Source organism: Pelomonas baiyunensis (assembly GCF_043555935.1).
In the GTDB taxonomy this organism is placed as follows: domain Bacteria; phylum Pseudomonadota; class Gammaproteobacteria; order Burkholderiales; family Burkholderiaceae_C; genus Pelomonas; species Pelomonas baiyunensis.
The window spans coordinates 464763-486231 of the sequence record NZ_JBIGIB010000004.1; the positions used below are offsets into that span (position 1 = coordinate 464763).

At 63.6% G+C, this 21469-nt stretch carries 17 protein-coding genes; 15 read left to right on the forward strand and 2 right to left on the reverse strand.

What is annotated here, in order from left to right; genetic code table 11:
- Positions 1-18: 18 nt before the first annotated feature.
- The 9 genes from ACG01O_RS16220 to ACG01O_RS16260 all read left to right on the forward strand — a co-directional run bounded on the left by ACG01O_RS16220 (position 19) and on the right by ACG01O_RS16260 (position 10731).
- A complete protein-coding gene (locus tag ACG01O_RS16220; RefSeq protein ID WP_394386152.1) occupies positions 19-582 on the forward strand; it encodes a winged helix-turn-helix domain-containing protein in 564 nt (187 codons plus the stop codon).
- A gap of 201 nt (positions 583-783) precedes the next feature.
- Positions 784-1887, forward strand: coding sequence for an efflux RND transporter periplasmic adaptor subunit (locus tag ACG01O_RS16225; protein ID WP_394386154.1), 1104 nt, complete (start codon positions 784-786; stop codon positions 1885-1887).
- A complete protein-coding gene (locus ACG01O_RS16230; protein WP_394386156.1) occupies positions 1887-4988 on the forward strand; it encodes an efflux RND transporter permease subunit in 3102 nt (1033 codons plus the stop codon). The genes ACG01O_RS16225 and ACG01O_RS16230 overlap by 1 nt, the downstream gene beginning before the upstream one ends.
- Positions 4981-5283: a DUF3240 family protein gene (locus tag ACG01O_RS16235; RefSeq protein ID WP_394386158.1), complete on the forward strand. Its 303-nt coding sequence runs from the start codon at positions 4981-4983 to the stop codon at positions 5281-5283. Before ACG01O_RS16230 ends, ACG01O_RS16235 begins: the two co-directional genes overlap by 8 nt.
- Positions 5280-6521 (forward strand): TolC family protein, encoded by a 1242-nt coding sequence (locus tag ACG01O_RS16240; RefSeq protein ID WP_394386160.1) that lies wholly within the window; start codon positions 5280-5282, stop codon positions 6519-6521. The genes ACG01O_RS16235 and ACG01O_RS16240 overlap by 4 nt, the downstream gene beginning before the upstream one ends.
- The gene (locus tag ACG01O_RS16245) at positions 6514-7122 is read left to right on the forward strand and encodes a hypothetical protein (protein WP_394386162.1); all 609 of its coding nucleotides are present in this window, start codon (positions 6514-6516) and stop codon (positions 7120-7122) included. Before ACG01O_RS16240 ends, ACG01O_RS16245 begins: the two co-directional genes overlap by 8 nt.
- 8 nt (positions 7123-7130) lie before the next feature.
- A complete protein-coding gene (locus ACG01O_RS16250) occupies positions 7131-7787 on the forward strand; it encodes a response regulator transcription factor (protein ID WP_394386164.1) in 657 nt (218 codons plus the stop codon).
- Positions 7787-9133 carry a sensor histidine kinase gene (locus ACG01O_RS16255; RefSeq protein WP_394386166.1) on the forward strand — a complete coding sequence of 449 codons (1347 nt, stop codon included), beginning with the start codon at positions 7787-7789 and terminating at the stop codon, positions 9131-9133. The genes ACG01O_RS16250 and ACG01O_RS16255 overlap by 1 nt, the downstream gene beginning before the upstream one ends.
- 641 nt (positions 9134-9774) lie before the next feature.
- The gene (locus ACG01O_RS16260; protein ID WP_394386167.1) at positions 9775-10731 is read left to right on the forward strand and encodes a substrate-binding periplasmic protein; all 957 of its coding nucleotides are present in this window, start codon (positions 9775-9777) and stop codon (positions 10729-10731) included.
- Between the two features lie 203 nt (positions 10732-10934).
- Here the strand turns inward: ACG01O_RS16260 and ACG01O_RS16265 are convergent, their stop codons facing one another.
- Positions 10935-12482, reverse strand: a complete 1548-nt coding sequence (locus ACG01O_RS16265) for a methyl-accepting chemotaxis protein (RefSeq protein ID WP_394386169.1) — start codon at positions 12480-12482, stop codon at positions 10935-10937.
- A 928-nt stretch (positions 12483-13410) separates the two neighbouring features.
- The gene (locus tag ACG01O_RS16270) at positions 13411-15132 is read right to left on the reverse strand and encodes an AAA family ATPase (RefSeq protein ID WP_394386171.1); all 1722 of its coding nucleotides are present in this window, start codon (positions 15130-15132) and stop codon (positions 13411-13413) included.
- Positions 15133-15451: 319 nt separating this feature from the next.
- On the opposite strand from ACG01O_RS16270, the gene ACG01O_RS16275 reads away from it, so the two are divergent.
- The 6 genes from ACG01O_RS16275 to ACG01O_RS16300 all read left to right on the forward strand — a co-directional run bounded on the left by ACG01O_RS16275 (position 15452) and on the right by ACG01O_RS16300 (position 21406).
- Positions 15452-15745, forward strand: a complete 294-nt coding sequence (locus tag ACG01O_RS16275; RefSeq protein WP_394386172.1) for a DNA-binding protein — start codon at positions 15452-15454, stop codon at positions 15743-15745.
- Between the two features lie 259 nt (positions 15746-16004).
- Entirely contained in the window at positions 16005-16580 is a 576-nt protein-coding gene (locus ACG01O_RS16280) for a Tn7 transposase TnsA N-terminal domain-containing protein (protein WP_394386174.1), read from the forward strand.
- A 306-nt stretch (positions 16581-16886) separates the two neighbouring features.
- The gene (locus ACG01O_RS16285; protein WP_394386175.1) at positions 16887-18752 is read left to right on the forward strand and encodes an integrase catalytic domain-containing protein; all 1866 of its coding nucleotides are present in this window, start codon (positions 16887-16889) and stop codon (positions 18750-18752) included.
- 31 nt (positions 18753-18783) lie between these two features.
- Complete coding sequence (locus ACG01O_RS16290) at positions 18784-19719, forward strand: AAA family ATPase (RefSeq protein WP_394386177.1); 936 nt, start codon at positions 18784-18786, stop codon at positions 19717-19719.
- Positions 19719-20675, forward strand: a complete 957-nt coding sequence (locus tag ACG01O_RS16295) for a TniQ family protein (protein ID WP_394386178.1) — start codon at positions 19719-19721, stop codon at positions 20673-20675. Before ACG01O_RS16290 ends, ACG01O_RS16295 begins: the two co-directional genes overlap by 1 nt.
- A 41-nt stretch (positions 20676-20716) precedes the next feature.
- Positions 20717-21406, forward strand: coding sequence for a TniQ family protein (locus ACG01O_RS16300; protein ID WP_394386354.1), 690 nt, complete (start codon positions 20717-20719; stop codon positions 21404-21406).
- Positions 21407-21469 lie beyond the last annotated feature (63 nt).

Below are 21469 nucleotides of genomic sequence, written 5' to 3' on the forward strand. Positions count from 1 at the left end.
ACGCTGGCTGTGCACGAAATGCCGCCCGATGCCGCTGCTGCCGTGCTGGCGGTTGCGCGGGCGAACGGCTGGGCGGTTCAACGGGATGAGCGCACCACGCCCGCCGTGCGTGCGGGCGACGTGGTGGTGGCGACGGCGGCATGCTGGGCGGCTGTGTGCGTCGCGGCCGAAGCGCCCGCGCCGCGCGGGCTGCTGCTGCTCGATGCGTGTTCAGGGGCGACCGCTGCCGCGGCCGATGCCGTGCGGCTGGCGTGGCCCGGCGAAGCGGACCTGCTGGCGTCGCGACTGGCGCAGCTGATGGCCGCGCCGGCCTTGCGCCTGGATGCCGTCTCCCGCACCGTGCGCTACCGCGGACAGGATGTGCACCTGACGCCCAAGGAGTGCCGCATCCTGCAGGCGCTGTTGGACCGCACCGGTCAGGCCGTCTCTCGCGAGACCCTGGAGGCTGCGGTGCACGCCTGGGGGCAAGAGTTCGAGAGCAACACACTCGATGTGCACGTGCATCGACTGCGCCGCAAGTTGCCCGATGCTGGCATCTGTGCAGTTCGCGGGTTCGGCTACGCGTTGCGTCCCCGGCGCTGAACGTTGAGCCTGGGGGCATGCCCCGACCGGCTGTGAGCTGCTTCCAACCCCCTGTTCATAACGCCCACGTGGGTGGAAATCCTCTCTGACTTCAGGCGTGCTTAAGGGGGCGCTTCCAGACTGTTGGCAACACCTGTCGCCGTGCACCGCCTCCGGGGTGCAACCCAGGGCGACAGAACCAACCTCTCCGGGAGTACGCCTGTGTTGTCTTCTCGTCGGCGCCGCCTGTGGCCCGCTCTATTGCTCAGTGGCTGGGCCAGCGTGGTGGGCGCAGCCGCGCCCGCGGCGGATTTCGTGATGGCGCCGGCCCAGCTGCAGGCGTTGGGTGTTGGTGTGCAGAAGCTGGTGGCAGCGGTGCCCGCCGTCGCGGCGCCGGCTCCGGCCAAGGTGGTGCTGCCGCCCGAGCTGGACACCTGGGTCAGCGCTCCGGTGGACGGTGTGGTGACGCAGGTGCTGGTCAACCCGCAAGACACCGTGAAGCCCGGCCAGCCGCTGTTGCGGTTGGCCAGCCCGGCGCTGGGCGAAATGCAGTTGCGCCTGATGGAGGCTGGCAGCCGGCTGCAACTGGCGCAGCAAACGCTGGAGCGCGAGCGCCGCTTGCTGGACGAGGGCATCGTGCCTGCGCGTCGCGTGCAGGAAGCCGATGCGGCCCATCGGTCGGCCCTGGCGGGGCAGCGGCAGGCTGAGGCTGCGCTGCGCCTGGCCGGGTTGGGGGATGACGCCGTCCAGCGCGTGGCCGCCGGCGGGCGTATGCAAGACGGTGTGACCGTGTCCGCACGCATGGCGGGTTGGGTGACGGCCCTGGAGGTGCGGCCCGGGCAGCGCGTTCGCGAGGCTGACGCGTTGGTGCGGATCGCCAACCCGCGTGAGGTGTGGCTCGAGGTGCAGCTGCCCGTGGGAAGCCCTGTGACGCCCGGCCAGGCCGTGACCGTGTTGGGGCGTGACGTGACCGCCGTGGCGCAAGCCCTGGGGCCGCTCGTGAGCGAAGGCCAGACCCAGACGCTGCGCGTGCGCGTGACGCGGGGCGCGGCCCTGCTGCGGCCGGGTGAGGTGCTGCAGGTGGCCGTGCCGCGCGCGGCCGGCAACAGCTGGGCGTTGCCGCAGGCGGCCGTGGTGCACCACGAGGGCCGGGCCCATGTGTTCGTGCGCACCGCCCGCGGCTTCAGCGCTGTGCCGGTGGTGGTGAGTGCTGGAGCGGCAGGTGTGATGCAGGTCTCCGGCAACCTGCAGGCGGGGCAGGAGGTGGCGGTTCGCTCGGTGGTGGCGATCAAGTCCGCGTGGCTGGGCCACGGCGGGGGCGAGTGATGCTGGGGCGGCTTGTGCAATTCGCGCTGTCGCAGCGCCTGTTTGTCCTGCTCGGTGCGGTCTTGCTGGCCGGGTTTGGCTGGTGGTCGTTCCGGGATCTGCCCATTGACGCCTTCCCCGATGTGTCCAGCACCCAGGTCAAGGTCATCTTGAAAGCGCCGGGGATGACACCCGAAGAGGTCGAGACCCGCATTGCGTCGCCGATCGAGGTCGAGATGCTGGGCATTCCGCGGCAGAAGATGCTGCGCTCGGTGTCCAAGTACGGCATCGTCGACGTGACGGTGGACTTCGAAGACGGCGTGGACATCTACTGGGCCCGCCAGCAAGTCGCGGAGCGACTGGCGGGCATCCAGGCCGACCTGCCGCCGGGATTGAGCGGGGGCATGGCGCCCATCACGACGCCGCTGGGCGAGATGTTCCAGTTCACCGTCGAAGCGCCGGCAATGACGTTGGAGGAGCGGCGCGCGTTGCTGGACTGGGTGATCCGGCCGGCTTTGCGCACCGTGCCCGGCGTGGCCGATGTAAACGCGCTGGGCGGCAAGGTGCGAGCCTTCGAGGTGGTGCCAGATCTTGCCCGGCTGGCGGCCCTGGGGCTGTCCACCTCGGCTTTGAAGGCTGCCATCGAGCAGAACAACCGCAACGACGGCGCCGGCCGCCTGGGCGATGGCGACGAAGTGCTGCTGGTGCGCGCCGAGGGCAACCTGCGCTCGGCGGAGGACGTGGCCGCCACCGTGGTGCTGCGGCGCCAAGGTGTGCCGGTGCGCGTCAGTGATGTGGCGCAAGTGCGGCTGGGCAGCCTCACGCGCTACGGCGTGGTGACTCAGGACGGCAAGGGCGAAGCCGTGGAGGGCCTGGTGCTGGGGCTGGCCGGCGCGAATGCGCGCAAGGTGGTGGAAGGCGTGGAGCGCAAGATCAGCGAGCTACAGGCCACGCTGCCGCAGGGCGTCACGATCAAGCCGTTCTACAACCGCGCGCGGCTGGTGGACCAGGCGGTCGGCACGGTGTCCAAGGCTCTGTTGGAGGCCACGGTGCTGGTGCTGGTGTTGCTTGGGGCTTTCCTGGGCAACTTGCGCGCGGCCGTCACTGTGGCGCTCGTGCTGCCGCTGGCGGCTTTGTGGACCTTCATCGCGATGCGCTTGTGGGGCATGTCGGCCAACCTGATGAGCCTGGGGGGGCTGGCCATCGCGCTGGGCATGCTGGTGGATGCGGCGGTGGTGGTGGTCGAAAACGTGGTGCAGCACCTGGCGCACGCGCAGGGTACCGGCCGACTGCCGCGCCTGCATGTGCTGCTGCGTGCCGTGCGCGAGGTGGCGTCTCCCGTGGCGGCGGGCGTGCTCATCATCGTGACGGTGTTCCTGCCGCTGCTGACGCTGCAAAACCTGGAAGGCAAGTTCTTCGTGCCGGTGGCGCTCACCATCGTGTTCGCGCTGGCGGGTTCGCTGGTGCTGTCGCTGACGGTGATCCCGGTGGTGGCCAGCTTCCTGATCCACAACCCGTCGCACGAGGAACCGTGGCTGGTGCGCCAGCTGCAGCGCGTGTACGCGCCGCTGTTGCAGCTTGCGCTGCGGCGCGAAAAGGCGGTGTACGCCTTTGCCGCAGGCCTGCTGGTGTTGGCGGGGGCTGTGTACTTGCAGGTCGGCAAGACCTTCATGCCCACCATGGACGAGGGCGACCTCATCGTCGGCATCGAGAAGCTGCCGTCCATCAGCCTGGAGGAATCCGCGGCGCTGGACCTGAAAGTTCAGCAGGCCCTGCTGAGCCAGATCCCGGACATCCAGGGCATGGTGGCACGCGCGGGCGCCGACGAAATCGGCCTGGACCCGATGGGCTTGAACCAGACGGACACCTTCCTGGTGCTGAAGCCCCGCAAGGAGTGGCAGGTGGCCGACAAGGACGCCCTCATCGCCCGAATCCGCGAGGTGCTGGACGGCCTGCCGGGCATCCGGTATGCGTTCACGCAGCCCATCGACATGCGCGTGTCCGAGATGATCCTGGGCGTGCGGGGCGACCTGGCCGTGAAGGTGTTCGGCCCCGACTTGACGGTGCTGAGCGACCTGGCGGCGCGCATTGAAGCGGTGGTCAAGACCGTGCCTGGCAGCCAGGACGTCTACACCGTGCGCAACGACGGGGTGCAGTACCTGCGCGTGGCCATTGACCGGCTGGCCGCCGGCCAGCATGGCTTGACCGTGGAGGAGGTGCAGGACGCGTTGCGTGCGCAGGTCGAGGGGCAGCGCGCCGGGCAGTTGATCGAAGGCGTGCGGCGCACACCCATCGTGCTGCGCGGGCCGGAGTCGGTGCGGCTGTCGCCGGCCGAGTTCGAAGCCTTGCAGATTGCAACGCCGGACGGGCGCACGGTGCCGCTGCGCAGCGTGGCCACCTTGTCGCGCACCGGCGGCCCGGTGCAAGTCAACCGCGAACTGGGCAGCCGCTACAGCGTAGTCATCGCCAACGTTGAAGGACGCGACCTGGTGGGCTTTGTGGAAGACGCGCGCCGCAAGGTGAGCGACGAAGTGAAGTTGCCGACCGGCTACCGGCTCAGCTGGGGTGGCCAGTTCGAGAACCAGCAGCGCGCAGCGGCCCGTCTGGGCCTGGTGGTGCCGCTGGCGCTGGGCATCATCTTCATCATCCTGTTCTCCACCTTCGGGTCCGTGCGCCAGTCCCTGCTGGTGCTGAGCAACATTCCGTTCGCCCTGGTGGGCGGCATCGTGGGCCTGTGGGTCACGGGGGAATACCTGTCGGTGCCGGCGTCGGTGGGCTTCATCGCGCTGCTGGGCATTGCGGTGTTGAACGGCGTGGTGCTGGTCAGCTACTTCAACCAGCTGCACGCCGAAGGACTGAGCCTGGTGCAGTGCGTGGTGCAGGGGTGCCAGCGCCGCCTGCGGCCGGTGCTCATGACGGCCTTCATCACCGCTTTCGGGCTGATTCCCTTGCTTATGGCCACGGGCCCCGGTTCGGAAATCCAACGCCCGCTGGCCATCGTCGTCATCGGTGGGCTCATCACGGCCACAGCCTTGACCCTGATCTTGTTGCCGGCGCTGTACCTGCGCTACGGCCGGCCTACGCCTGCGGGCCTGGCCACTCCGGAGATTGCCCATGAATGACTGTTGTCTGCATCTGCTGTGCCCGCGGGCCTTGGAGGAGCGAACCATCGACTTGCTCCTGGCCCGCGCTGAGGCGGGCGTGTTCACGAGCGCGCCCGGCCAGGCCCACGGGTTTGCCCATGGCCGGTTGAGTGCGGCTGAGCAGGTCAGCGGCTGCAGCGAGGCCTGCCTGATCCAGTTGGTGCTGCCGCAGGCCCAGTTGCCGGGGTTGATGGCAGAGCTGCAGCAGGCGTTGCGCGGCGGTGGCGTACGCCATTGGGTGACCTTGGTGGTGCATCACGGAGAGTTCGCATGAAGCGTTGGGTGAGTGCGCTGGTGTTGGCGGTGCAGCCTTGGGCCGCGTTGGCACAGCACGCCCCACTTCCGGGCTGGTTGCCACCGGCCGTGCAGGCGGGCGAATGGATCGAGCAGGACGCCACCGTGGCCCTGGCGCGCCACGGCACGGCCGCGGCAGGTCACGCGGCCCAGGCCCTGGCGGCGGGGTCGCAGGAGTGGAGCCTGCGCCTGCAGGCGCAGCGGCGCCAGTTCCAGGACGGGCCGGCAGCGTCGCGCGAATGGCAGGCCCATGTCGAGCGGCCGTGGCGCAGCGCCGGCAAGGCGGCGCTGGACGCCCAGTTGGGCCGCGCTGAGCAAGACGTGGCCCGGGCTCAGTTGGGCGAGGCGCGGCATGAGTCCGCACGCGCGTTGGCCGACCTGTGGGTGGGCGTGCTGGCGGCTCGACAGCGCGAGGCGTTGGCGGTCAGCCAGGTTGCGCTGGCCGAGGCCAACCTGGCCGCCGTGCAGAAGCGACGCCGTGCGGGTGACGCGGCCGTGCTGGACGAACAGCAGGCCCGCGCTGATGTGGGCGAGTCGCAGCGCGAGCTGGTGGCATCGCGCACGGTGCTGACCAAAGCGCAGGCTGGGCTTCGCACGCGTTTTGCGGCCGAGGCCAATGCCGATGCACGGCTGGGCGACGTGGATGAGCCGGGCTGGACGCAGGCGGCGTGGTTGGCCCGTGTGCTGGAGGAGGCAGACGCGATCAAGCTGCGCCAGGCGGAAGCGGAGCGGGTGCGCCTGGCGGCCAGCCGGTCGCGTGCCGACCGGGTGGCCGACCCGGTGGTGGGTGTGTTCACCGCCAGCGAGGCGCGGGGGCAGGAGCGGCTGGTGGGCTTGAGCCTGACCCTGCCGATCGGCGGCACGCACCGGGAGCAGCGGTCGCTTCAACTGGCCCGGGAGGCTGACATGGCCGATGCAGCGCTGGATCAGATGCGGCGTGAGGTGGAGCAGCAGGCGCGCGAAACCTGGGCAGATGCCACCGGCAGCCGCGAGCGCTGGCAGCTGGCGCGCCAGACCGCTGCGCTTGCCGCCGAGAACGCGCGGCTGGTGCAGCGCGCCTACACGTTGGGCGAGGCGGATTTGCAATCACTGTTGATGGCGCGGCGCCAGTCAGGCCTGAACAGCCAGGCGGCGCTGGAGGCCCAGTCCGAGGCCCTGCGGTGGGCAGCCCGGCTGCTGATCGACGCCCACCAAATTTGGGACCTTGAACATGACTGACCTTAGCGTTCGATCCGGACTCCAGCGCCTTTTGCTGGTGTTGGCTTGCCTGATGGGCGTGGCGGCGTGCGGCAGCACCTTGCCGCCGGTGCGCGACGTCGAAGGCCTGCCGTGTTTGACCTTTCGCAAGACGCATCAGCCCAACCGCATCTGTGCAGCGCAGCCTGCGGTGTCGCCGGCACTGGCCCAACAGGTGCAGCAGTTCCTACCCGAGCGGGACAGCGGCGTGGTGATCGTGCATTGGCGGGAACGCGCAGGTGCCACCCGGCCTTTGGAGTTGCGGGTGGACGGCCAGCCTGTTGCGCAGCTGGTGCCCGGTGGCTTGGTGCGATTGCGCCTGAATCCGGGCGCCCATGAGATGAGCGTCAGCTGGGGGTCGGGCCAGATCCGCCAGCCCTTGAGCTTGGCCGCCGGCCGGGTGCAGTTCGCGGAGGTTGCAGGCAGGCTCTCGTTCTGGAATCTCGACTTCGCGTGGACTTTGGACGAGGGTGTTGGCTTTCGCCAGCGAGCCGCGGAGGCGCGCGTGTTGGCCGACCTGGACTTGCGCCAGGTAGCCGCCATGCCAGGAGCCCCTGGTGGTAGCGTGAGCCCTTCTCCCTGAGAGACCGTATGAGGCTGCTGCTTCTTGAAGATGACATCACGCTGGGCGATGCGCTGGCCGGCTTCTTACGCCTGGAAGGTCACGTGGTGGATTGGTTCCAGCGCTTGGCTGATGCACGAGCCGTGATTGGCGAGCCGTTTGACGTGCTGCTGGTGGACTGGCAGCTGCCTGACGGATCGGGAGTGGACTGGGTGCGGCAGCTGCGCGCCCAGGGCCGGACGCAGCCCATCTTCGTTCTCACCGCACGTGACCAGTTGCAGGACCGCATCCACGGACTGGACAGCGGCGCCGATGACTACCTTGTGAAGCCGTTCCCGCCGGAGGAATTGGTGGCACGGCTGCGCGCGGTGCGTCGCCGGCAGTTGGCTCACGGCGCACCGCGGTTGCCGTTGCCAGGTGGCATCAGTGTCGATTTGCCAGGCCGTGCGGTCTGGCGCAACGAGCAGCCGGTGGAGCTGACAGCGCGTGAATGGAGCCTGCTGGAAGCCCTGGCCTCGCGTGCCGGTCGGGTGGTGACCCGTACTGAACTGGAGTCACTGTCGCAAGGGTTTGACGGCGACGCCATCAGCAATGTGCTGGAAGTTCACGTGTCCAACCTGCGCCGCAAGCTGGGGCGCGACCTCATCGAAACCGTCCGTGGCCTGGGCTACCGGGTGCCGAAGTGATGAGCCCGAACCGCCTGCCTTCGCTGCGCCGTGAACTGGTGCGGCTCACCACGGTCGTGGCTTTTTGCTGGCTGGTGGTGCTGGGCTTTACCGTGACCTGGGCTGTTCGCCACGAGGTGGATGACCTGCTGGACGAAGCGCTGCGGGAAGCGGCGGAGGTGATGTATGGGGTGTTGACCACCGCGCCTGAGTTGGCGGAGAACAGCGCCGCGCTTCCCGAGGTCTTGCCGGCCCCGGCGCATGAAGAGAAGTTTGTTTGGCAGATCGTTGATGGACGGGGACAGGTGGTTCGCCGGTCGCACAAGGCGCCTCCGCAAGCGCTGAGCGACGTGACGCGCCGCGGCTTGTTTGACCAGAGCGGCCAGTGGCGCGTGTATGGCATTCCCATGACTGGACCACTGCCTAGGATGCTTTACGTCGCCCAAGTGGCTCGGGAGCGAAACGAGGCACGCTACGAGGCCGTTGGCACCGTACTCTTGGCAGCGCTGACTGTCAGCCTCTTGTGGGTTCTGCTGCTTCGCCAGCGAGTGGATCGTGGCTTGCGACCACTTGCGCAGCTCGCGCGACAAATCGAGTCCTACGACCCATTGGAGGCGTCCACCGAGCCGGAGCCGGGAGATCGTGCGGAGACGGAAGCCATCTCTGAAGCCGTGCGCACGCTGGGTCGAAGTCTTGCGCAAAAGGTCAGGGCTGAACGGGCCTTTTCCGCGTGCGCCGCGCATTCACTCAGAACCCCGTTGGCAGGCATGGACGCGCAACTGGCGTTGGCGCAACGTGAACCGCCGGAAGCGCAACCGGGGCGTCTCGAGCGGGTGCGCGCCGCTCTCACGCGCTTGACCCGCGTGGTGCAGTCCCTGCTGGCGCTGTTTAGAGCAGGCGAGCACTGGGCCTTGGATTTGCGTCCTTGCCGTCTCACCGAACTGCTGGCTGAGATTCCCGTCGAAGGGCTGACGGTGACCGTCGAAGACGATGTGGAATTTCTGGCTGACCCAGATCTCACCACCATCGCGTTGGTCAACTTGCTAGACAACGCTGTGCGGTTCGGTGCTCGCCATGTTCGTGTCCACGGCGGGAGAGATTCCAGTCGGGTGTGCATTCGCGTTCAGGACGATGGTCATGGAATCACGCAGGAGCGCTGGATAGCGGTCACTCGCGCACTTCAGTTGCCTGAATCCAGCGCTGACGTGGGGCTGGGACTGCGGCTTGCCTCCATGGTGGCTCAGGCGCATGGCGGGTGTCTGATCCTTCCCGCACCCGTGCACGATCAGCTGGGCTTTTTGGTGGAAGTCTGGTTTGCAGCAGTGCCGACAAACGCCACGGAGAGGGTTCCGCTCCGAGTGGGTTAACTGACTGGGGGCTGGATGTCTGTAGCGGCTGTATTCACGCTGCCAGGCCCTGCGCGCTGCGACGTTTCGCGCGTTGCCGTTAGCGGCCAAGCATGGCGCGTGTCGTTTGGCGGTGAGCGTTGCACGTCCATGAAGTGAGTCAGTGTGGGCCTTCAGGAAGCATTAAGCCGTCAAGTGCAAACTGCGTTCGGCTTTTCGTGTAGCCCCTGCTTTTTCCTCCCTGAGCAGGCCGGCATCGCCGGTTGTGTCCCTGTGGCTGTGGCCACAGGGACTTTTCTTTTTGTCTGCGCCGGGTAGTCACGTGGGCCGCATCCCTTTGATGGAATCCCGATTTGGATTGACTAGCGCGCGACAACTACGATTTGAGTACCTAGCCTCAGGTGGCCTTCCCAGGTGGTTCAGTATTGAACGAGCGTGCCGGGTCAGTTCGCTGCAAGCCTCAACAGATGTGGGCTGCGTGCTACCGACCATCTGTCGCCGACAATTTCCTCAATCATGCCGATAGTCAAATTGCATCCAACGATTGATTTGTGACCAAGTTCACAAGTGTTGGTGAAGAGATGACTTCGTGTTGGCACAAATGACCCGGATTGCGTTGCGGGCTTAATGTGTGGCGGTTGACCTCCGGACACACTCGTCACATGAGACTCCTCCACGCGAGCCGTTTCGATAGCGCTTCGCGTTTGCGCTCGGCGATAGTGTTCGTCGTTGCTGCATTGCCACCCATCCAGCATGGACAAGTTGCGGCGAGCGATGACCTCAAGCACGTCCCCCGCCTAGCGAATGTCAGGAGCGCGCCCGCCAAGTATTCCCAGGATTCGCTGGCGATCTGTGACGGCGCTCCCGGGTGGCCTCCATTTATTTATGTCACAAAAGATCATTCAAAAGCCGACGCCGAAACAGATGTCGCTGGCTTTTCTGTCGAGGTGTTGAAAAACATTCTCAAAACCGCTGATATTCCTTACAAAATTGACCTCCTGCCGTGGAGGCGGTGCCTTCAAGAGGTCGAGCGAGGGAAAAACTATCAGATGGCACTCCAAGCCAGCCTCAATCAGGATCGGACATCGAAGTACCTAGTCAGCAGGTCATATTATCGTACATCCAGTCACATTTTTTATTTGAGGCAGCGCTTTCCCGATGGAATGCCGATCCATCGATTGTCAGACCTGAAAAACTACAGAGTATGTGGACTATTCGGGTTCAATTACGAACCGTACGGGTTAGGCCACGATGATGTAGACCAGGCAAGCGGGAGTCATGCGAATCTCATTAAGAGGCTGCGCATGGGGCGGTGTGATTTGTTCATCGAACAAATTGAAGTCATGGCTGGCATTGACCGGTTAGGCATGATCGCGCCCGCAGGGGGTGATATTCGGCACGATCCGGTGCCAGGAGTTGCGCCACTTGAATTTCATATGCTGATTTCGCGCAATTTAAGCAGTGGCGGAGATCTTCTCGAGTTGATAAATTCTGGTGTTTCGAATTTAGAGAAAACCGGCCAACTTGAAAAACTATGGATTCAGCATGTGCTTCAAAAAAAGATGCCAAGGGCCGATCCAGTGCAAAAGCAAATTCAGCAATCTAACGCAACGAAATAGTTTTTTCTGCTTTCCCCATCGCATATGCCAACTCAGGTCGCCCTAGTTGGCAACCGGCAACGGCCGATTCACGCACATCCCGCCGGTCCTTGGGTATTGCAGGGAAGACTCTCCTGTGGTGGACAGGTGGGAGTCCGCCACGCGCGCGCTCCAGCCTGCGCCTCCTGAATCAGCCGTGAATGGCCCAGGAAGTCTGCGTCGGCTCAGAGCTTGAAAACACTGACGGTCTCAACCAATTTACGCGCTTGGCTGCTCAGGCTCGATGCAGCTGCTGCCATTTGCTCCACCAAGGCTGCATTCTGCTGAGTGACCTGGTCCATCTGCATCACGGCTGCACCGACTTGGCCGACGCCTGAACTTTGCTCAACGCTTGCAGTGCTGATCTCCCCCATGATGTCAGTGACGCGAACCACGCTGGTCACCACGTCGCCCATCGTTGCACCGGCCTGGGTGACCAGTTGACTCCCGCGTTCCACGCGGTCCACGCTTTCAGAGATCAGTTCCTTGATCTCCTTGGCCGCAGCGGCACTCCGACTGGCCAGCGTGCGAACTTCGCTCGCGACAACAGCAAAGCCACGGCCCTGCTCCCCCGCGCGAGCAGCTTCGACGGCAGCATTGAGGGCCAGAATGTTGGTCTGGAAAGCGATGCTGTCGATCACTCCGATGATGTCGGCGATCTTCCGTGAGCTGTCGGTGATGCCCTGCATGGTCTCAACCACTTGCACCACCACCTCCCGGCCCTGCGAAGCGATACCGCTCGCATTGCGAGCGAGTTGATTGGCTTGCTGGGCGTTGTCGGAATTCTGCCGAACTGTGGCCCCCAACTGCTCCATCGACGAGGCAGTTTCCTCCAGCGCACTGGCTTGGTTTTCCGTTCTGGAGCTCAGATCTTGGTTGCCTTGCGCAATTTCTGAGCTTGCAGTCGACACCATCTCCGCGCCTTGGCGGACTTCTCCAACTACTTTCACCAAATTCGCCTGCATCGATTCAAGCGACTTGAGCAATTGGCCGAATTCGTCCGAAGCGTTTGACGGAATCGCCCTGGAAAGGTCGCCTGCGGCAACACGCTCGACCACCTGAATCGCAGACTCCAAGGGGGCCGTGATGGCTTTGGTGATTGCCAGCGCTGCAGCCACGATGCACAGGACGACAGCCATTGAAACGCCAATCAGCCACATTCGCCGCGACGCATGCGAAGCCTCGGCGTCTTCGATCAATCTGGCGGAACGCTTCGAAGTGAAGTCTGCGTAGTCCTGCGTGGCGCGAACCAAGGCGGCCAGCAGAGGCCTGCATTCCCGATTGATCTTTTCGATTGCAGCCGCGCCCTCATTTGCCAGTGCCAATCTGACGATCTCGGCAGCGACGGGCGCATAGCTGCGCTCAATTTTGGCGATCTCGCTCACCTTCTGACGGACATCAGATGACACGCCGTTTGCAGCTGCGAGTTGTTGCAACTTAGCCAAGTGCTCGTCAACTTCTTTCTGAGCTTGAGCAACGGCCTCCTTCTCTCGCGCGACATCTGCGGGCGTCGTTGTCAGCACCAAGTTCCGCGCCGCGACGGCACGAGCGCCGACCGCTTCGTGGATGTGATGCACCTGCTCGGATCGAGCGGCTACTCCGTTGACGAAATCTGAAAACCGCTCGTTTTCAGCACTCAATTGGTGACTTGCCACCACTGCGATGCAAGCGACCAAGGCGATCAACAAGGCAAAAGTTCCAATGAGCTTGGATTTGACGGTGAGCGTTTTCATGGCAGGAACCCGTTGCGAAGGCGAGGCCATCGTGCCCGATGCGCCTACGACGTGCCATGCAGGAACCTGTCCACGATGCCAAAAGCGTTGGCATATCGCACTTTTGCTGCCATCCCACTCGTAGCCAGACCCTCGCAGGTCGGGTACCACACCATCCAAGCGAACCCCTACACCAGCGCCCGGCCGCAGAGTCAAGGGGCTCGGCTCCGGGGCTCTCCAACTCGGCGACGGTGGCGAAACGAGCCACGATGCGCTACGGGGCACTCTTCAATCGCGACTCACTCTCTCGCAACTACGCGATTTCGTCCGGCTTCCTTGGCTTTGAGCACGCTAAGCTGAATTGGCAATGCGAATTGCTAGCAGCCGAGCGTGATGCACTCGAAGAACGCCTGTCTTCGAATAAGGAATGACAGCCGTTCGAACTGCGTCCGCAGTCGGTCGGCTTGCAGCCGTCTTCTTCGCCCAGCGCCAGCGATCCGTGGAATGTGTAGCTGAACGGCTAACGAGTCTATGAACGGCGCCAGTTGGCCAAAAGCAGGGTGACAGTTTGAGGGTCGCTGCGAAATCCATCGCGTTACAAGACAGTACCTTCGCATCCCTGCGCATGGAATTGCTCGCAGGAGGATACTGGTCAGCCGGTTAGCAACACACTGAGCTCAACTTTCCCCTGCGTATGCGACGGCTGCAACGGCTGGAACCTCGACGCCCTCGCGGCTCCGGCGTTATTTCGATGCGGCCAGCGACCAACTGAAACCACACGCGCTGGCCCAACCGCCACCCGCACGCCGCCGCTGGCAGAACCACCTCCTGGGTGCCGTCTTGCCTTCGCTTGAGCGATGTCGTGAACTGCCGACCGCTTACCTTCATGGCGGGACCTCGCGGATCTTTGACTCTGATTCTGCGCTTGCGATCTAGGCCGTTCACTTCTTCAATGAAGCGCACTTGGCCGCAATGTGTCTCGCAGCCAATCGGCCAAGTAGTCCTCAATGGCACGTCGCATGTCACGCGCAGATGTCCCAGCCCGCGCCAGAAGCTCAGCGGGTAAAGGCGGGAACACGTCGGGTGACACGCCCCATTGCTCGGCGAGTTCAGCAGCCATGGTCTTGGCCAGGATGGGCCGGTGCTCGGGCCCAGGCGAGGGTACGTACACGATCCTGAATCTCGACAGCAACGCCTCAGGCAGCTTTAGGGCGTTGACCGTGCCAACAAAGCTCAGCCATGACAGGTCACACGCAGCATTAAGGTAGCCGTCACGGTACTGCCGGGCGGTCTCAGGTTCAAGGAAGGCCAATACAGCCGAGACAATTCGCGCACCATCGAACGAGCTTGCACCTTTGTCCAGCTCGTCCAGCAACACCAGCCCAGATGGTGTTTTATGCGTGAGCATGGACGCCAGCAAAGGCGACGGTGCGGCGCTGGCCCAGCCACGAGCTGTCCCAACGATCATCTTCACATCCGCTGATCCGCCCACGTTGATCGGGATGAAAGGCAGGTTGAGCAGCGCTGCCAACCTTCTCGCCAATCGCGATTTGCCAGCGCCTGGGGGCCCAGCCAGCAACAGGTGGGGTAGCTTGACGTCGAGCCGACCCAGCAGCGCGCGCGGCTCCAGCACGGTTCGCACTTCCGCGATGGCCTGATGTGCCCATGGGAACTCTGCGTGCAAACGATCCAATCGCTGTGACAGGTCATCCACACCAAGCAGGCAACGTAACTCCAACGGAGTCGTGAGCGCCTCATACAGCTTGAGCTGTTCACGATCTTCCTTGTACGCCGCCGGTGGAATGGGCTCAGTAACCACCCGCGCTGACATCCCCTTCGAAGTAGCCGGTTGGGGGTCAGGCTCCTTTGGGGGAAGCACCTCCGGAACACGTGCCGTACGCCGGGCTTGGGCTTCGTACAACTCCGAGCGAAGACGCAGCTTGAGCATGTCGTACATGTCGTCAGAAAACGAGTGCACCCGCGTCCGGAATTCCGCTCGCGCCTGCTGTGCCTGTACAAGTTTCCGTTGCAACCGGTGCCAAAGCTCAGGACCAGTGCGGGAGATGTGCTCTGCCAATTGGTCGGCCTCAGCGCGGTCGGCAATGCAGTGCAGGTTCAGGATCACCTGCGCCAAGCAACTCAGCCCTGCGATCGCCTGCTGCGCGTCCATGGCACCGGATCGATCGACGGCCAAGCCCTCAGCAAACGCCAGGCCGCGAATCCAGCATGAGATCGGCGACGACTCACCGGCGCCGCGCAGCACGTCCTTTCGCGGGAGTCGGCTGTAACGCTCGGCGTCTGTCGTGGAAATGGTGCCAAGTTCATACGACAGAACGCGGCCACCCAGAGAGATGGGCTTCAGTGGGACATGGTCCAGGCGTAACAGCAGCTGCGCGAGTTGGTACTGCACCGCGGGGCAACGCGTCGTCTCGCTGAGCTTGAGCAACAAGTGGTGCTCTAGGGCATTTGCCAGTTCCAGTTTTTCGGAGTCCTGGAAGACCCTCACAGCCTCGAGCAAGCTCTGCCGCCGCTCCTCGATGGGCAAGCCAGGATCCAGCACGGCGGCGAATTTGCGCCGAACGAAGGCCCACGTTTGATAGTCAGCGCAATTCGTTGTCAGGTCCGAGAAGATGGACGTCAGCCGGGCATGGAATTCGGAGTTGTCTTGCATTTCGCCTCTCCAACCGTTTAGACAAGAGGTCAACGGTTGGGGAAGTCTCATGTTCAACTGGCTCATGGCGTGAGCCATGCCACGTTCTCGTTGCACGCACAGAAGGGTAGTACGCACTTCTCAGGCTGCACGGATTCAGTCTCGGGTTGAAACCCCCTGCTGACGCAGCGCCGCACTCGTCAACAAACAGCAGAATTATTGGTTTAAACGACCAAAGCTTGAACAGCTAGCCGCTGCCAAACGGCAGCTCATTCAAAGAATGCTTGCGAATACGTTCGCATATTAGTATCGATAAGAAAATATCCCAACGGACGCATGCTTGAGTATTTTTCGACACGATGATAAATTTCATCAGCAAGCGCGAAATACCTTTGCAACAATGCAAATTCAACCAAGCGACCTAAGCCGAGTTCGAGAAGACTTCTTCTTGCGCGGCGAATCCGTTGCCGATTGGGCGCGCAACCACGCGTTCCCGGTGAACGCGGTTTATCAAGTCTTGAACGGCCACTGCCAAGCGCGACGCGGGCGTTCACACCAGATCGCAGTAGCGCTCGGCCTCAAAGCGCAGCCCAGCGTGATCTCCGCAGAGCAGGTCAAGGAGCGCATCATGTAAACAAGAACGCCGACCAATCTCACGACAGTCGGCGCTCAGGGATCGTTGAAACGATCAAGGGTAGCACCTGAAGTTTCCACCTCCCTGTGCCCGTCGTCAAGCCCCCGGTTTCGATCGGGGTGGATTCATATTGCCGACTCCGGGCATGAAACCAGCGCGACAAGTCATTTCGAGGTCACCGGCACGCACGGTGGGAGCAGTTCACGCGAACTGGTTCCAGGACACGCCCATTCATCATGAGTCAGATCTTGAAGCCAATGTGATCAAGGTGCTGCTGATGGCGCATGCTGTCAGGAAAATTCAGCATCAGCCCGTCACGCTGACTTATATAAATGGGGACAAGGAAAGAAGGCACATTCCCGACCTGGGCCTGACCCTTGCCGACGGCACCACCGCCTACGTTGAGGTGAAGCCCAAGAAGTTCGTGCCGGAACACCTGGTGAAGTTCAACGCTTGCGCTGCACTGCTTCGCAAGAAGGACGTCGACTACTTCGTCGTCACGGACGAGCAGGTGGGGCCCAAGCGCGCTTGGTATGCGCAGACGATCTACGACATGGCCAAGCGCTCCGCCCCAGCGGATGGACTGACCGCACTCGTCGATTGGGTGCGTGAGCGCCGAAGCGCCTCAGTGGCTGATGTGCTGGGGGCAGGCTTCAGTGAGCCACTGCTGCAGCACGCCGTCGGCCGCCGACAGTTGCTGACTGACCCGTCGCTCGAACTGAATCCCGGAAGTTGGCTCACCACGCAGGACACCGCTGATGAGCTTCTATCTCTTGCATCGTGGCTTGGCTGCATGCCTTGGCCACCCGGCACAACCGGCAAGACCGAGTCTTAAGTCGGCTCTCGCTAAAGCCCTTCGGCCCAGGCGCTTCGACGCCGGCATGCGTCCGAGTCCAGAGGCGACAACACGTCGTCCGTTCGGCCTGCCGCTGACGTATCCAGTGATGCCACGCGCTGCGGCGGAATCTGTCGCTTCGGCGGTGAGGTCGGCAACCTCATGCGTCGGGGGGCGCCAATGAGAACGTACTCACTGAACGTTGGTTTGGTCGTCAGGCGCGGCGACCGAACCCGACGCCTTGAGCGTCACTTGGAAGATGGGCAACTGGTCTTCATCGACGAGGTCTCTGGCACCCCCCACACCATGACGCCCGCCGTGCTGCAGCGACTCGTGCTTGCAGGGGATCTGGAGATCGTCAGCGGTGACCCCGCATCGGAGGCGTCGACCGGCGTGTCGGCGCCGCTCGTCAAGACCTTGAATGACCTGCCGGAGCACCAGGCCAAAGAGGTTCGCAGGCGCTATCGCTACGTGATCTACATGAAGCGCAAGGGCCTGAGGCACGGTATGCGTGGTCGCATTTCCCACGCCCTCGCGGAACTGAAAGGCGAAGTACCCATGGGTGAGGCCATGGACGCTGCTGAGAAGGAGCCCCGCCCACCACGCGCGTCCACCGTCATGGAATGGATGAGACGCTGGGAAACCAGCGGCGGCAATCTGATGAGCCTGCTGACCCGGCACGCGGTCCGCGTCACGCCGAAGCGGTTGGACCCGCGCGTGCTGAAGATCGGTCGAGCACAAGTTCGCACGTTCTACTGCACGAAGCGCAGACCCACGATCAAGGACGCGAAGGAACAGATCGAGAGGGTGCTCACTGCAGACAAAAGCCTCGACAGCAAGACGATCAGCATCAGCACCGTTCGGCGCCTGATCGAAGAGATCAGTCCGTACGAGCGAGACGTGGCTCGCTTCGGGGCTGCCTATGCGCGCCACAGATGGCGCTACTCGTTAAAGGGCATCGGCGCCGACAGGCCCATGCAGCGGTACGAGATCGATCACACCGTGCTGGACATCGTTGTGATCTGCGACCGGACTGGCATGCCGCTCGGACGACCCACCATCACGATCGTCGTCGATGCTTTCAGCGGCTTGGTGGCTGGATTCTTCATTTCGTTCTGGGGTACCGGGCTTGCGGCCACCCTGTCGGCACTGAAGGTGGCGATCTCTCCCAAGGACGAGTACGTCACGCGCAACAACCTGGCAGCGAACTGGCTACCGTACGGCATTCCCGGGCTCATGGTCGTGGATAACGGGTTGGAGTTCCATTCCCCCCAGTTCCACGACATCGCGATGCACCTGAACATGGACCTGCGCTTCTGCGCTGTCCGCCAGCCTTGGCTGAAGCCCTTCGTCGAACGGACCCTGGGCGAGTTGCATCGCTACCTGCCCCACCAGGGACGCGTTGAAAAGCGTCTCAACAACTACCTGCCTCCTAAGCCGGAGAAAAGCGCCACGATCACCTTCGGCTCGCTCTGTACTGGTCTGCTCAAGGCCTTCGTGGAAATCCATCCATTCGAGGTCAACGAGCGCAAGCTCTGGCTTCCGTTCGACCGGTTCAGCGAGGGCATGGAGAAGCTGCTGCCGCCCTCGCTGCCCACGAGCACTGCCGAACTGGACCTCATCGTGGCTGTGACCGAGGAGTACACGGTCAGCGGAGAGGGTGTGGTGCCGAACTCCCTGCGATTCAACAGCGATGAGCTGCAGGCTCTGCTCAAGGCCGTGGGCACGAACTTCCGCACGTTGATCAAGTTCAACCCGGAAGACTTGAACGTGGTCCACATCCAGGATCCACGAACCAAGGGGTGGCTGCCTGTTCCAAGCTGTATGCCTGAATACACCGACGGCCTGTCCATCGTTCAGCACAAGGCGATCCGCGCGCGGCTCCAAGGCAAAGTTGCTCGCAAGGACATTGCTGACCGACTGCTGAAGGCCAAGACCGAGTTGACGGAGTTGTGGAACTCCAGCGCTGCCATCGGCAAGCGGCTTAAAGCGGCTCAGTTGCGCGCGCTGTCCGGCCTGACTTCGAGCCATGCACTTCGTGGTGCCACCGCGGCGGCCACCGGCGCTTCGCCGCCACCCTCTGCGCCAATACCAAAGCGCCTGCTTACGCCGGAGGACCTGAAGGTGCCCGAGATCGAGGTTCCGGACTTCGACGCGTACGTGGCGGTGTGAGGTCGGCATGCCATCCTCACCAGAATTTGTCATGCCCGACGCAGACGTCGACGAGGCAGGCCTGAAGTTGGCTGCGCGCCGGCTGGAGATGTATTCGACCAAAGCGCTCGCTGCGGCCCGTATCGTGGATCGGATCATCGTCCGCCACGCCGAGTTCGAGCGAGGCCTCAAGAGCCTGGATCGGATCTACCAACTCGGGCCGGAGTTCAGCGTGCCTAAAGGACTGTTGGCCTTCGGGCCTCCTGGCAGTGGCAAGTCGACGCTCATCAAGACGTTTGTCGACACATTGCCCCCGTCCGCTTCGATCACGCCTGGCGCGGAAACGCTGTTCATCCGCCTGACCAAGTCCCAAGCGCTTGGCCCGGTGGTGGAGGCCATGTTGGCTGGCCTGGAGTACGCCTTCCCAAAGGTGTCCAACAACACCGTGGGCATGAAGGCACCTCAGGTCGCCAAGGCGGTGAAGCGCAGGGGCACTCGCTTGATCTTCATCGACGAGGCACACCACCTGTGTCTGAGCTCGTCCAGCCTGTCACGGGCCCAGGGTGCTGGCACACCGCTCACGACTTTGTTGATGCAGTTGATGGATGAGACCGGGGTCGGCCTGTGTCTATGTGGCGGCCCGCAGCTGGAGAAGCTCGGTGACACAGACCCCTACCTGACCAGTCGATGCCAGACGCGCTTGGAACTGCGCAACTTTGATCTGTCGGGTCCGTGGCTTGGATTGGTGCGTGCGATGGTCAAGCTCTGCACGACCTTCGATCTGTCGTTCCTCGCGCGCGATGACCAGCGACGTCCGTTGCACGAGGCGACAAAGGGCAATCTGCGCGACCTGAAAACCCTGGTGACCGAGGTTGTGCTCGTCGGTGTCGATGCCGGCAAGACGGAGATCGACGCGCCCACCATGGCGCTGGCCTACGAGCGTGTCTACGGCGCGGGCTCACAGGCCAGCAACCCCTGGAGCATCTGATGGCTGCGCTGCTCAACCCGGTCACACCGACGGCAAACGAATCGACCGGCGGCTTCCTGCTGCGTGCGCTGTCAGCCAATGGTGCCAACGTGCGAGAGCTGTTGTCCCTGACCCGGGGGAGTACCAGGCGCCAGATCCTGCCGGAAGACGCCCCGCTCTACGAGCAACTCACTGGCACGCCTGCCGAGTGGTTCGTGCGCCGCATCGCACACGTCAGGCAGGGCGACCATTGGCCTGAGATCGAGCTGTTCGGCACCCGGTGGCGTGATGACTGGACGCTGCGCGGTCAATACACCCAGGTGTGCCCCGAATGCCTGGAGCGGTCCGCCGTCGCCAGGGTGGAGTGGGACTTGATGGGCTACACCGCGTGTCCCGTACATCGCAAGCTGCTCGTTGACCGCTGCGCGGACTGCGGCCGTGCGCTGCAGCCGAATCGGCCTGCGGTGGACGTCTGCCGGTGCGGAGCCTTTCTGAGCCGGCCTGACACTCCAGGTCAGGACGCTGATGCCGGCATGTTGGCCTGGTGCCAATGGCTGTCCAAGGCCGTTATGGGCGCCATAGAGGGGCAAACGCGGCCGGAGCCGCTACTGGCGAGCTTCGACGGGTTGAGCATCGACGGCTGGTACCGCCTGTGCATCTGCCTGGGCGGCGGTGTGCGGGCGCTGCGCGGGGCGCACCTCAATGCGGCATGCCCCTGGCTCGACACCGCCGCTGTGCATGAGATCCTGCGTCAGGGGCTGGAGGCCCTGCGAGACGTGGATGCGGGCCGGCCGCTACACATCGCGCTGGGTATGGGCTGCGGCGACTCACTCGCCGAGCAAGCTGTGCGTGGCATCACGCTGGAGGACCGCAACGCAGCCTCCGGGCTGCGCATGCGGCTTCGCCTGCCCTCGAGGTGGCGGAATGCCAAGCACGTGCTTCATCGGCAGGGTGATCTGTTCGAGGGCTGGGCGTGATTGCCGATCGCTTGAACGCACTGGTAGGGCTGAGCTTTGCGATGCCGCTGGAGTCGCCCGCCTCGTGGCTGACACGTGCAACGCTGCGCCAGGGAACCACGGTCTTGCGCATGGTCAGGTATCTGGGCTGGATGAGCCGGGACCTCGATCAGTGGTTCGCTGACTTCTACGCAGATGGCGTACCTAGCGACGTGCCTGAGTTGCGGCGTCTGCAGGTGGCACTCCGCGTGATGAAAGCGTTCAAGGCATCCGGCCTGGCCAGTGAACGGCTACTGCTGTTTGATGGGCGCAAGTGTCGGTATCGCTATTGCCCCCGATGCTTGGCGACAGACCCAAGTCCCTACTTTCGGATCCATTGGCGCTTCGCTTGCTGGCTCTACTGCCCCGACCATTCGTGCCAGATGAGAGACACCTGCCCGGCATGCGATCGCTTCGTTCGACTACCGGTCTCATTGGTGACCGCAGGCCCAAAAGGGAGTGGAATCGCTGAGCTGAGTGAGTGCGCTGTCTGCGGTCACGCCTTGTCCGACTCACGAGCAGCACCCATAGGCACCAGCCTCGCGCACGACTCACCGCAAGTGCAAATGCACTACGCGAACGGGCGTGCGGTCCTTGCAGCCCTGTATCACGGCGGCTTTCGACTCAGTCCAACAGGTGCAAATTTGCCGCTGAAGAGCTTAAGGACGCTCGACCGCGAGGGTTTGATTCCCAGCCGACTGGCTGAAGAGTAGCTAGGAGCGAGGAAGGGCCATGCATTCGATGCGACAGCGACGGCGGCAGAGCTGCCGAGCACA

What these genes read in the sequence shown, in the direction of transcription:
- ACG01O_RS16220 (WP_394386152.1), top strand. Translation starts at nt 19, where the DNA reads ATGCCGCCCGATGCCGCTGCTGCCGTGCTGGCGGTTGCGCGGGCGAAC.
- ACG01O_RS16230 (WP_394386156.1), top strand. Translation starts at nt 1,887, where the DNA reads ATGCTGGGGCGGCTTGTGCAATTCGCGCTGTCGCAGCGCCTGTTTGTC.
- ACG01O_RS16235 (WP_394386158.1), top strand. Translation starts at nt 4,981, where the DNA reads ATGAATGACTGTTGTCTGCATCTGCTGTGCCCGCGGGCCTTGGAGGAG.
- ACG01O_RS16240 (WP_394386160.1), top strand. Translation starts at nt 5,280, where the DNA reads ATGAAGCGTTGGGTGAGTGCGCTGGTGTTGGCGGTGCAGCCTTGGGCC.
- ACG01O_RS16245 (WP_394386162.1), top strand. Translation starts at nt 6,514, where the DNA reads ATGACTGACCTTAGCGTTCGATCCGGACTCCAGCGCCTTTTGCTGGTG.
- ACG01O_RS16250 (WP_394386164.1), top strand. Translation starts at nt 7,131, where the DNA reads ATGAGGCTGCTGCTTCTTGAAGATGACATCACGCTGGGCGATGCGCTG.
- ACG01O_RS16255 (WP_394386166.1), top strand. Translation starts at nt 7,787, where the DNA reads ATGAGCCCGAACCGCCTGCCTTCGCTGCGCCGTGAACTGGTGCGGCTC.
- ACG01O_RS16260 (WP_394386167.1), top strand. Translation starts at nt 9,775, where the DNA reads ATGAGACTCCTCCACGCGAGCCGTTTCGATAGCGCTTCGCGTTTGCGC.
- ACG01O_RS16265 (WP_394386169.1), bottom strand. Translation starts at nt 12,482, where the DNA reads ATGAAAACGCTCACCGTCAAATCCAAGCTCATTGGAACTTTTGCCTTG.
- ACG01O_RS16270 (WP_394386171.1), bottom strand. Translation starts at nt 15,132, where the DNA reads ATGCAAGACAACTCCGAATTCCATGCCCGGCTGACGTCCATCTTCTCG.
- ACG01O_RS16285 (WP_394386175.1), top strand. Translation starts at nt 16,887, where the DNA reads ATGACGCCCGCCGTGCTGCAGCGACTCGTGCTTGCAGGGGATCTGGAG.
- ACG01O_RS16290 (WP_394386177.1), top strand. Translation starts at nt 18,784, where the DNA reads ATGCCCGACGCAGACGTCGACGAGGCAGGCCTGAAGTTGGCTGCGCGC.
- ACG01O_RS16295 (WP_394386178.1), top strand. Translation starts at nt 19,719, where the DNA reads ATGGCTGCGCTGCTCAACCCGGTCACACCGACGGCAAACGAATCGACC.
- ACG01O_RS16300 (WP_394386354.1), top strand. Translation starts at nt 20,717, where the DNA reads ATGCCGCTGGAGTCGCCCGCCTCGTGGCTGACACGTGCAACGCTGCGC.